Origin of the sequence: Kitasatospora aureofaciens (assembly GCF_019192735.1) — a bacterium.
Classification (GTDB): Bacteria; Actinomycetota; Actinomycetes; order Streptomycetales; family Streptomycetaceae; genus Kitasatospora; species Kitasatospora aureofaciens_A.
Genome location: NZ_JAHTKP010000080.1, coordinates 1 through 11,346, shown reverse-complemented (window position 1 = coordinate 11,346; position 11,346 = coordinate 1). Strand labels below are relative to the sequence as shown.

The following is an 11,346-nucleotide window of genomic DNA, read 5'->3' as shown; positions in this document are numbered from 1 at the left end:
GCCGTCCTAGGCCGGGACCGCCGCAGGGCAGCCCGTTTCGTCCTCATCATCGTTTCCTCTGAGCTGATTTCTGTGAGTGGGTTCGGTCGACGTGGGGGCCGGGCGGCAACGGTGGCCGCCGCCCGGCCCGCACACGGATCGGTCAGGGACCGGTGGTGGTGGGGATCTCGGCGTTGTAGTCGGCCAGCCTGGCGATCTGAGCCGGGCTCAGCACGCCCTGGTAGGCCCAGACGTCGTCCAGCTCACCGGAGAAGTACTCGCCCCAGGCGCCTGTACCTGTCCGGGCCCGGCCGAACTGCAGCCCCGGGCCCGCGTCGAAGGGCCGCTTGGCCGGGCCCCACGAGGTGCGGGAGACGCAGCCGTCGCCGGTCGTGCAGAGCTGGTTCTCGACCTGCCCGTTGACGTACAGCGACAGCTGCCCGAGGAGGGCGTCGTAGGTCACCGCGAGGTGGGTCCAGTTCTCCAGCACGCTGGTCACCGGCGAGTGGGCGACCACCGTCCGGCCGCTGGCGACGCCGTCGCCGGTGTTCACCTCGGCCTGCCACTGGCCCAGGTGGGCGCCGGTGACCGGGTCGTCCTTCAGGTAGTGCCAGCGCACCGTGACGGCGTCGCCGTTGGCGCCGGCCTGCGAGAGCACCGTCATGTCGCGGGCCGGGACGCCGGCGGTGTCCGCCCACGCGGCGAGGGTGAAGCTCTGGTCGGCGTGCAGCGGGGTCGCCGCACTCTGTGCGTAGCCCTTGACGCCGTCCAGCTGGAGGGTGCCGGGGGTGAGCAGCAGTCCGCCGGCCGGGTTGACGGTCGCGCCGTCGGTGAGCTGCGCCCCGGAGGCGGCGGTGCTCTCGTCGGGCGTGGTGAGCGGGGTGCCGCTCGCCGCGTTGAGCTTCCACCGGCCCACCAGCTGCGGGCGCTGCTTGACCAGGTCGGCGGCCTCGGCGGAGGTCACCACCCGGTCGTAGAGGCGGACGTCGTCGATGTCGCCGTCGAAGAAGTCGCCGTTCTTGCCCTCGCGGCTGATCGCGCCGATCTGCACCGGGCCGGGGGTGGGCCAGGGCGTGGTCTGGACGTAGTCCGTCTCACCGACGAGCGTGCCGTTGATGTACAGGCGGAGCTTCTGCGCGGTGGCGTCGGAGACGCCGAGCAGATGGGTCCACTGGCCCTCGTTCGGGCCGAAGCAGGGGATGCCGTTCACCGGTCCGGTGCAGACCGGCTGCACGGCCCGGACGAGGGTGTCGGCGGAGCTGTCCTCCTTGTACCGGCCGAAGATCCACTTCTTGCTGTAGGCGGAGTAGTAGAGCGAGAACTCGTTGTTGTGGGCTCCGATCTGATCGATCACCACGCGTGCGGCGGTGTCGCCGTCGGCGAGTTTGGGCAGCCTGACCCAGCTGGACACCGAGAAGCTCCTGGTGCCGTCGACCATCGGGCGGGCGGTGCGGGCGTAGCCGCTCTTGCCGTCCAGGCGGATCGCCTTGTCGGCGACGCCGGGGATGCCGAGTTGGGTGCCGCCGTACACCGTGAGGTCGTCGGTCTCCGAGACACCGGCCGCGGTGCCCGCGCTGCCGTCCAGGTGCCAGACCGCCTTGGCCGGGAGACCGGTGACAGCCTTGTCCGCGGCGACATCGGCAGCCTCGCCGGCGGAGAGCGCGCGGTCCCAGACCTTCACCTCGTCCAGCGCGCCGGACCACGGGTCGCTGTACCCGCCGCGGTAGCGCATCCGGCCGAGTTCCAGCGGGCCGCGGGCCGACCAGGCGGCCGGTGCGGCGACGGGAGTGGTGGGCACGCCGTTGACGTAGAGCACGACCGTCTTGGCCGCGGAGTCGTACACTCCGCTCAGGTGGGTCCACTGGTTGACGGCCGCCGGCGTGGTGGAACTCGCCAGCTGGTAGCCGTACCCGGTGCCGTCCGTGCTGACCGTCTCGAACGCCCAGCTGCCGTTGCGTACGCCCAGGCTGAAGCCCGCCATGTACTGGCCGGACTGGGTGACCGCGGCCCGGTTGCGGTCGGCGTTGGCCAGGTTTACCCAGGCCGAGACGGTGAAGCTCCGCTCGGTGTCCAGCACCGCGCCCTGGGTGCTCGCGTAGCCGTTGGCCGTGCCGTCCAGTGCCAGGGCGTCGCCCAGGTGGCCGGGTGCGTGCGGGGTCGCCCCGGAGCCGAGCGTGGCGTCCGAGCTTCCGCCCGCGCTGGCCAGCTTGGTGCCGGAGGCGTCGTCCATGGCCCACCCGACTCGCTGCGGCTGGCCGGCCAGCACGTTGAAGTAGTACGTCTCCGGCTGGGAGGCGTTGCCCGAGCCGTCGATCGCGCGGGCCGTGAACGTGTGCAGGCCCGGCTTCTCCGGCAGCACGTTGACGGTGGCGGCCGCGCCGCCGCTGACCGGCACCTCGTTGGCCAGCGCGGTACCGTCCACCGCCCACTGGTACTTGGCCACATCCGTGGCCTTCGACTTCACGGTGAAGGTGCCGTAACGGCCGACGCCGTCGGTCCAGGGCAGCGAGGCTGTCGCGTCCGCCGAGCCCGGGTAGGACGCGGAAGTGATGGCGGGGCCGTCGGGTGCCGTGGTGTCGACGGAGAAGTAGCAGTCGGTCGGGTCGCCGTCCGAGGACCACGGCCCCCAGTCGGCGCCGTCCCAGGCCCGGACCTCCCAGCCGTACATGCCCTTGGCCGGGGCCGGCAGCACCGGCAGGGAGATCGAGAACGCCGAGCCCGAGGCCTTGAACGCGCTGCCGTCCGGCGCGGCGTCCTCCGAGCCGGTGGACCACCAGCGGCGCCGGAAGCCGGTGCCGTCGTCCCAGGCAGCGGCGAACTGGATGCCGATCGCCTCGCCGTCCGGGTCGCTCGCCTTCGCGGTGAGCTGCGGCCACTTGTTGAGCTTCACGCCGGTGGCCACGCACATGCCGGGCGACATGGTCAGATCGCTCATCGGGGTCTGCCGCGGCGGCACGTTGTAGTAGACGCGCAGGGCGGCGTCGTCGGTGAACTTCTTCCAGCCGTAGAGGTCGCTCTCGTCACGGGCCTTCAGCCCGAAGGTGGTGGACGACCAACCCCAGTTGGCCGCGTCCTGAACCAGATCGCGGACCGGGCCCGAGTCGCCTCCGAACTCCAGCTGGCCGGCCGGGCAGTCACCGCTCCAGCCCTTGGCCGCCCAGACGGTCTGCAGATAGCGGTTCCAGAACCCGGCGGTGTTCTGGCTGTCCCAGGTGAGACCCGAGTTGATGTAGCCGGTGTTCCACAGCTCGACCGGCGTCTGGTGAGAGCAGTCGAACGACCAGGTCTCCGTGGCGACGAACTCAGCGCTCAGGATGTGCTTCCCGGCGAACTGGCCGGTCGGGATCTGGAAGAACGCCCGCTTCACGTCCCGGGGCTGGCAGCGCGAGGTGTCACCGCAGTACCCGACGCCCCACTCACCGACGTACTTGCCGGTGTAGCTGAAGTGCCAGTACGACTGGGACGGGTAGTACTGCGAGACGCCCGCCCAGTCGCCCGCGTGCGGCGTGTTCCAGGCCGGATCGATCATCACCGGGAAGACCGTCGCTGGGTCCTCGAACATCGCCCGGTCCGGGGTCAGCACCATGCCGTCCTGCGCCTTGGGCAGTTCGACGCCGAGCCTGGCCACCTTCGCCCCTTCGGCGGGAGCGGCGAGGGACTGATCCCCCGGGGTCGGGGCCGCGGTGGGCGCGGGCGTGTCGGCGGCGAGCGGCCTGGCCTGAGAAGGGGAGGCCCGCGGCTGATCCGGCTGGGCCTGACTCGCCTGCGGCCGGTCGGGCTGCGCCGCCTTGGCCGAGGAGTCCCACATCACCGGTGTCGGAGCCTCGAACACCGTGCCGCCTGCGCCCTTGTCGACGGCCTTCAGCGAACCGTCGGTGGCCTGCTCGATCGTCAGGCCGTCACCCTGGAGCCCGAGCCGGAGCCGGTCCAGCTCCGGGTTCTTCGCGGCCTGCGGGGTGTGCACCACGAGGATCTGGGTGAAGCCGTTCCTCGTCGCGGTCAGCCGCAGGTCCACGTCCGGAAGGATCGCCCGGTACTCGGCCGTGCTGCCCTGCACCACCGGCTTCGGCAGTGGCTTCGGCCAGCTGAGCCGCAGCTCCCGCCCGGCCGAGGCCATCCGCACCAGCGGGTGGCCGCTGCCGCCGCCCGAGAACTCCACCTCGGCGGTCACGGCCTTCGCCGCCACCACACCGCCCGGCCGCGAGGTCAGGGTCGGGTCGATGTCCACCCAGGCGCCGCCCTTGCGCACCCACTTCGGCTGGACGTACGTCGTCGTCATCAGCCGCCCGTCCGGCTGCGCCACGGTGTCGCTGGACTCCGTCCGCTTGGCCCCGACCTCCACCGGCTTGCCGGTCCGCTTCGCCTCCGCGGCCGCGAGCTGCTCGGGGCCTGCGCTCTCGGCCGGCCGGCCTGCGACGGCCGTCCCCTGGCCCGGCCCGGCGGGTGCGGCGGCGACCGCCGGTACGACCGCCGCTCCGATCAGCGCCCCCGCGGTCACGGCGGCGGCCAGCCAGCCCCGCGCGGACCGCCTCCATCTTGCTCCTGTCACTTTCTCCCCAGTCTCTGTTCGACCGGCATCGATCCCGCCGCGCCGGCCTCTTTAGTGGGCCGTTCAATGCCTGCCAAATACGAGGCAAAACCACATGGCACTCAGAACGCCACACCGGCCCGGCACATATGTAGCACCGGAACCGCGGGCTGGACAGATGAATTGATTCCGTGTGGGTTTTGTCACGCGCTGAGGTAACTCCGTGCACCCCCGGAGCGCGGGCAGAGGGTGAGCCGTCGAACTGACTGACCGCCAGTCGACTACTCCGGTGTCTCAACTCCGGCGCGCCAGCGCGTCTCAAAGAGCAGGTCAGAGCGGTGAGACAGCTCAGGAGGAGCCAGGCCGGGCCCTGGCGGGCCGATGCCCGGCAAGGGCGCTGATAGCTTTGTGGAACGGGACCGAGCGGCCCGCATGCGCCGATTCACGCACGCTCTCCATGCGCCCTCGGCAGCCCGTGTTGTCCGGGCAATTCCCGGCGATCAATCGGACGATGAACGGCGCCTTATGGATGCGGTCGTCGGAGCGAGATCGACCCATCATGACCCAAAGGGGATCCCCGCCGTGAGGCAATTCCTTCCGCGTGCCGTCCTGGGCCTTGCGCTCGTGGCACTCGTCGTCGCCTTCCTGCCCGGCACCCGGGCCACCGCCGCGAGCTGGACCAGCACCTGCGCCGCCGGCAGCTTCTGCCTGTACGACCAGGACGGCGGCCAGGGCGCCGCGCTGGCCGCCGACCCCACCGCCCCGGTCCAGGGCCTCGACGCGACCTGGAACGACCGGGCCCGCTCGGTCGACAACCAGTCGTCGTACTGGGCCTGCTTCTACGCGGACGCGTCCTACGGCGGCACCGTCCAGGCCGTCCGTCCCGGCGGCCAGGCCAACCTCGCCGAGCTCGGCACCCGGCTGGACGGCAAGGTCACCTCGTTCAAGGGCGCCAAGTCCAAGGCCGGCTGCTTCACCGGCTACGAGCGCTGCGCGACCGGCCAGCTGTGCCTGTTCGCCGAGGAGAGCGGCCGCGGCGCGATGACCGCCCTCACCGACGACGAGGTCCCCACCTTCGGCGCCGACTGGAACGGCCGCGCCGCCTCCGTCTTCAACCACACCGCCAAGCACGCGTGCTTCTACCCGAAGCCCGACCTCGCCGGCTTCTGGACCGCGAACGGCTCCACCTACCGGGCCTTCGTCGTCCTCAGCGGTGACAGCACCTTCGTGCCCGCGCCGTACGCCGGCACGCTCAGCTCCGACCGCCTGGTCACCGCCTCCGGCGGCCGCCCCGCCACCGACTTCTGCTGACCGAGGGACGACCCGACATGAAGCGCACCGCACTCGCCCGAACCGCCGTGATCCTCGGTCTCGCGGCGTCCGTCCTCGCCGCCCCCGGCGGCGGCCTCGCCGGCGCGGCCGACACCGACATCGTGCTGGGCTCCATCACGCTCGCCCAAAGTGCCCGCAGCACGCCGTTCCCGGGCATCACCCGCACCGTCTACCAGGACGCCGACCGGACCTGGACCGTCAACGTGGTGGACATCGACCCGAGCCGGGCCCCGATCACCTTCAACGGCTCGATCGGCGACGGCATGTACACCACCCAGACCGTCCAGGAGATGCTTGAACAGACCACCGGCGTGGCCAGCCGCCGCCCCTACGCGGGCGTTAACGGAGGCTACTTCGACGACGCCGTGGTCCTGAACCCGGACCCGGCCAACCGCGTCTTCCTGGGCGACCTCGGCGGCGTCTCGATCAAGAAGGGGCGCCTGCTCAGCGAGGCCGCCGGCGGCCGCTACATCCCGCTCCCGGCCGGCGCCCCCACCGACGCGAAGCCCGTCCTGCGCCCGTCGGGCTCCGTCGTGATGCTGCAGAACGGCCGCCCGTACATCACCGAGCTCACCACCAAGCTCACCGTGCAGCTCTCCGACGACCCCACCGTCAGCCGCAGGATCGACGGCATCAACCGGCTCCCCGGCCGCGAAGCCCACTGCCTGCGCAACCCCGACCCCGCCAACAAGGACGTGAAGGTCGTCGACGGCGTCTGCTTCGACCCGTCGGAGATCGTTGAGTTCACCCCCGAGTTCGGGGCGAAGACCCCGTCGCCGGACTTCCTGAAGGACACCACCACCGACGACGACCCGGGCGTCGAGGTGCTGTTCGACGCGGCGGGCGACGCCACCGCCTGCTTCCGCCCCGGCGCCACCCCCGGCGGGATCGTCGCCGACGCTTCGCGCGGCGGCCACGACGTGCCGCCCGGCGGCCGCGCCCTCCAGGGCACCGGCGACGGGGCCACCTGGCTCTGGGACAACGCCTGCGCGGGCGGGTCCGTCACCGAGCACACGGTCATCACCGACACCCGGTTCGGTGACACCCTGGCCGACACCTGGTTCGGCCGCGCCCCCGCCGGCGCCATCGAGCGGCCGATCGACCCGGCGCTGTACGCCAGCCCCGGCGGCGACGTCCTGATCCGCGACGCCTCGCTCGACTACCAGCCGGCGACCGACACCGACAAGCGCGCCTGGCGCACGGCCATCGGCGCCGACGGCTACGGCCACCTCTTCCTGGTCACGATCGAGGGCCAGAAGGGCGGCACGGCCGCGCTCGCCGGCGGAGCCACCCGCAGCGAGTTCGCCCGGCTGCTGAAGTCGCTCAACCTCGTCGACGCGATCAACATGGACGGCGGCGGGTCCACCACTCTCAACATGCGCGATGCCAACGGCAACGAGCCGCCGCTCACCACCACCACGGACTCGGCGCCGCGCCACGTCGCCGACACGGTGTACGCGGGCGTCGGCGGCTACGGCCTCGCGGCCCGCTAGTACTGCAACGGTGCTTACCGTGGCGAGGCTTCAGCTCTTGGGTTGTGGACTCGTCGTTTGTAGTGGCTGGTGCTGGCGTCGGCGGCGCCAGCGGGACCAGTGCAGGACATGGTCGGTTCTGCGGCGAGCAGGTCGGGTGAGGTGGGCCATCAGTCGGCGGATCTCGGGGACGGTGAGGGGGATCAGGTCTGACGTTCGAGCGGGTCCGGCCCCTTTTCGAGGTGCTGGGCGCGCAGGACGGTCAGGTAGGCGTGGGCGGCCATGGCCAGGGTGATGTGCCGGTACCACCCCTGGTGGCGTCGGACCTGGTACCGCACTGGCCCTTCGCGGCCTGGAAGCACTCCTCGATCGCCCAGCGGGCGCCCGCCACGGCGATCAACTCGTTCAGGGTGGCGTCCGCGGGCGCGTAGGCGATGTAGTAGGCGACCTTTGTCGGGTCGGTGATGCTGCGGTGGGCCAGCACCCAGTGCCTGCGGTCGGGACGGGACCTCCACGCGTGCCCAGTCGTAGATCCGCAGGCCTTGGGCGCCTTCGCCGCATGACCGTCGCTTCCACTTCTGCCGGGGCAGGTCGGCGATCAGGTCGTGCAGCCGATGGTCCAGGGCCCGCCGGGTGACGACCGTGTCATGGCTGGTGGTGGCCACGACGTGGAAGACGTTGGCCGGCTCCAACTCGTAGCGCCAGCCCTTGCTGTAGCCGTAACCGGCATCCGCGGTCACCCAGCGGAACGGGATCCCATCGTCGATCGCTCGACGGACCATCGCCCGCGCGAGCTGGACCTTCGTGGCGAACTCGACCTCGTCGCCGATCCCAGCCGCACGACAGCGCTCGCGGTCGTCCGTCCACGACTGGGCGCAGGTGGGTCCGCGCAGTGCACCGCTGCCTGGCGTACCCAGTGCCGTTGGTTACCTGAGCGGCTCAGGGCGGGGGAGCGGCGAGTCGCCGGTCGCTGGAGTACCCGGGCGGCCCCCCGGGGTGCCAGAGGCTGGTGTGGCCGTTCAGCTGGGTAGACAGCCGCGCTGCCGAGTCCCGTAGGCTGGTGGTGGTGTTAACGGTTTTTCCTCCCGGCCAGCGCGAACTGCAGCGGGTGCACCCCGGCGTGGGCACGCAACTCGAACAGCGGCCGCCAGCAGGCAGGCGGCTCCCGCCCGGCGGCGTCGGCGGCCACCGCGAGCAGATAGCGCCCGGCGAACACCACGTCCAGTTCGGCCATCGCCGCCGGATCGGCGAAGTACGGGCCGCCGAGCCGGTCGCGGACCGCCTCCGTGACGGTGAGGTAAGCGCGGTTGAACACCGCCACCCCGTCCTCCGGGGGAAGGCCGGCCCCGATCTCCCGCAGCCGGCCGACCACGTCGTCGACCGTGACCACCGCGCCGTCCGCTGCCGCCACCGCACCGGGCATGGGTCACCCTCCGATGTCGATCGTGCACTGATCGCATCATCGTGGCAGTGCGGGTGACCGCCCGGAACGCGCGGCGCGCGGCCGGCCGGGTGACCCGATGGGTGTTGGCCGAGCTCGTACTCCAGGACGTAGGTGTGCGCGCCCCCGGCCCGGCGCCACGGTCAGCAACAGCGCGGTGGCGAGCCGTCCGTTGTCCCCGGCCCGCTCCCGGTCAGCACCTCGGGCCCGACTAGGCTGGGCCGCGAGATGAGACGCAAGAGCCGCCGCCCGGCCTCCCCCCTCCCGCAGCGCAACGGCGTGGACCCGGTGCACCTGCGGCTGCCGGCCGAGGGTTCCTGGCCGACCGTCCGGTCCTACCTGGTCGAGCGGCTGCCCGCCGTCGCTGCCGAGCGGATCGACGCGGCGCTGCGCGGGCGGGAGATCGTCGGCGAGGACGGCCCGGTCGCCCCGGACGCGCCCTTCCGTCCCAGCGCGCACCTGTGGTTCTACCGCGACCTCCCCGACGAGGTACGCGTCCCCTTCGAGCTCGACGTCCTGCACCGCGACGAGCACCTGGTCGTCGTCGACAAGCCGCATTTCCTCGCCACCACCCCGCGCGGCAGGCACGTCGCCGAGACGGCGCTCTCCCGCCTCCGGCACACCCTCGACCTGCCCGCGCTCAGCCCCGCGCACCGGCTCGACCGGCTCACCGCCGGCCTGGCCATGTTCGTGGTGCGTCCTCAGGACCGCGGCGCCTACCAGACCCTCTTTCGCGACCGCCTGGTCAGCAAGGAGTACCAGGCCGTCGCCCCCTACGATCCGGCGCTGAGCCTGCCACGCACCGTCCGCAGCCACATCGTCAAGGAGCGCGGGGTGATCGCCGCCCGGGAGATCGACGCCCCGCCGAACAGCGAGAGCCGGATCGACCTGGTCGAGCGGCGCGACGGCCTCGGCCACTACCGCCTGCGCCCGCTCAGCGGACGCACCCACCAGCTGCGCCTGCACATGTGCGGCCTCGGCGTGCCGATCCTCGGCGACCCGGTCTACCCGGTGGTCCTGCCCGAACCGGCCCCGGACGACTTCCGCCGCCCGCTCCAACTCCTCGCCTCCGTCGTCGAGTTCACCGACCCCCTGACCGGCCGCGCCCGCCGCTTCGAAAGCGGCCGCACCCTCGCCGCCTGGACCGACCCCGAAGGCTGGGAGTCTGAAATCCGGCCTTAGGGCCCGGCCCTAGGTCCAACGAACGACTCGGTCCCGGTCCCGGTGGCCGATCCGCCGACCGTCCCGGCGGCGCGATCGTAGGGCCATGAACGCAGCACAGCACACCGCCCCCACCGCCCCCGTCGCCGTCGTCACCGGGGCCTCCCGCGGGCTCGGTCTGGCGCTCGCCGAGGCCCTCGCCGCCGACGGCTGGCAGCTGGTGATCACCGCCCGCGGCGCCGCCGGACTCGCCGCCGCCGAGGCGCGCCTGGCCGCCGTCACCAAGGTCGTCGCGCTGCCCGGCACGATCGTCGACGACGATCACCGCGCCCACCTCGCCGAGGCCGCCGCCGGGCTCGGCGGCGCGAGCCTGCTGGTCAACAATGCCGGCACGCTCAACGGCACCGACGACGCCGAGGCCGAACCGCTGCCCCGGCTGGCCGACGTCCCGCTGCCCGGCCTCCTGGAGACCTTCGAGGTCAACGCCCTCGCCCCGATCGCGCTCACCCAGCTCGTCCTGCCGCAGCTGCGCGCCCACCGCGGCGCCGTCCTCAACATCAGCTCCGACGCGGCCGTCGTCCCCTACATCGGCTGGGGCGGCTACGGCGCGAGCAAGGCGGCCCTGGACCTTGCCGCCGCCGTCCTCGCCCGCGAGGAACCGGAGTTGCGCGTCTGGGCGGTCGACCCGGGCAGCATGCGGACCCGGATGCTCCAGGACGCCAGCCCCGGCGAGGACATCTCCGGCGAGCCGCTTCCCGGCGAGGTGGCCCCCATCCTGCTCGGGCTGCTCCGCGACCGCACGCCCTCCGGCCGCTACCGCGCCGAGGAGCTGGCGGCCAACGCCCGGGGTGGCCGATGACCGCACTCGTGGATCTCGGCCTCGACGTCACCGTCCCGCCCGAACTCTCCGCCCGCGCACCGGCGGAGGCCCGTGGCGGGAGCCGGGACGGCGTGCGGATGCTGGTCGGCCGGCGCGATCGGGGGACGGTCGAGCACCACCGCTTCACCGACCTGCCCGAGGTGCTGCGACCAGGCGACCTGCTGGTGGTCAACAACTCGGCCACGCTCCCCGCCGCTCTACCCGGCCGGCTGCCCGACGGCACTCCGGTCGCGCTCCACCTCTCCTCCGGCCAGCCCGACCAACGCGGCGCGTACCTGGTGGAGTTGCGCCGCGTCGTCCCCGGGAAGGCGGCGGCGTACTACCCGCCGGACGAGACCCCGGCGCGCCCGGGCCTGCGGGTCGGCCTGCCGGCGGGCGGCGCGGCGGAGCTGACCGGGCCGTTCACTGCCCGCCTCTGGTACGCCGAACTCACCCTCCCCGCCCAGCTGTTGTCCTACCTTGCGCTGCACGGCCGGGCGATCCGGTACGGCTACGTGGACCGCGACTGGCCGATCGAGGCCTACCAGACGGTGTTCGCGACCGTCCCCGGCAG

The 11,346-nt window shown here is 72.4% G+C and carries 6 protein-coding genes and 2 pseudogenes; 5 read left to right on the top strand and 3 right to left on the bottom strand.

Going from position 1 to position 11,346, the window contains the following annotated elements; genetic code table 11:
* Positions 1 to 142: 142 nt before the first annotated feature.
* Positions 143 to 4,528 (bottom strand): LamG domain-containing protein, encoded by a 4,386-nt coding sequence (locus KV557_RS44660; RefSeq protein WP_218206079.1) that lies wholly within the window; start codon positions 4,526 to 4,528, stop codon positions 143 to 145.
* A gap of 561 nt (positions 4,529 to 5,089) precedes the next feature.
* Between KV557_RS44660 and KV557_RS37435 the strand changes: the two genes are divergently transcribed.
* Positions 5,090 to 5,818: a peptidase inhibitor family I36 protein gene (locus tag KV557_RS37435; RefSeq protein WP_218206078.1), complete on the top strand. Its 729-nt coding sequence runs from the start codon at positions 5,090 to 5,092 to the stop codon at positions 5,816 to 5,818.
* A 17-nt stretch (positions 5,819 to 5,835) separates the two neighbouring features.
* Positions 5,836 to 7,332: a phosphodiester glycosidase family protein gene (locus tag KV557_RS37430; RefSeq protein ID WP_218206077.1), complete on the top strand. Its 1,497-nt coding sequence runs from the start codon at positions 5,836 to 5,838 to the stop codon at positions 7,330 to 7,332.
* 182 nt (positions 7,333 to 7,514) lie between these two features.
* On the opposite strand, the pseudogene KV557_RS37425 reads toward KV557_RS37430, so the two are convergent.
* Together KV557_RS37425 and KV557_RS37420 are read right to left on the bottom strand one after the other, a co-directional pair.
* A pseudogene (locus tag KV557_RS37425) lies at positions 7,515 to 8,180 on the bottom strand (IS701 family transposase); the annotation flags it as partial.
* Positions 8,181 to 8,395: 215 nt separating this feature from the next.
* A pseudogene (locus tag KV557_RS37420) lies at positions 8,396 to 8,734 on the bottom strand (DUF5995 family protein); the annotation flags it as partial.
* A 246-nt stretch (positions 8,735 to 8,980) separates the two neighbouring features.
* On the opposite strand from KV557_RS37420, the gene KV557_RS37415 reads away from it, so the two are divergent.
* The 3 genes from KV557_RS37415 to KV557_RS37405 form a co-directional block, all read left to right on the top strand.
* On the top strand, positions 8,981 to 9,934 hold the full coding sequence (locus tag KV557_RS37415) for a pseudouridine synthase (protein WP_218206075.1): 954 nt from the start codon (positions 8,981 to 8,983) through the stop codon (positions 9,932 to 9,934).
* An 85-nt stretch (positions 9,935 to 10,019) separates the two neighbouring features.
* The gene (locus KV557_RS37410; protein ID WP_218206074.1) at positions 10,020 to 10,772 is read left to right on the top strand and encodes an SDR family NAD(P)-dependent oxidoreductase; all 753 of its coding nucleotides are present in this window, start codon (positions 10,020 to 10,022) and stop codon (positions 10,770 to 10,772) included.
* The coding region (locus tag KV557_RS37405) for an S-adenosylmethionine:tRNA ribosyltransferase-isomerase (protein ID WP_218206073.1) at positions 10,769 to 11,346 on the top strand (578 nt) is incomplete at its 3' end. The genes KV557_RS37410 and KV557_RS37405, both read left to right, overlap by 4 nt.

What these genes read in the sequence shown, in the direction of transcription:
- KV557_RS37415 (WP_218206075.1), top strand. Translation starts at nt 8,981, where the DNA reads ATGAGACGCAAGAGCCGCCGCCCGGCCTCCCCCCTCCCGCAGCGCAAC.
- KV557_RS37410 (WP_218206074.1), top strand. Translation starts at nt 10,020, where the DNA reads ATGAACGCAGCACAGCACACCGCCCCCACCGCCCCCGTCGCCGTCGTC.
- KV557_RS37430 (WP_218206077.1), top strand. Translation starts at nt 5,836, where the DNA reads ATGAAGCGCACCGCACTCGCCCGAACCGCCGTGATCCTCGGTCTCGCG.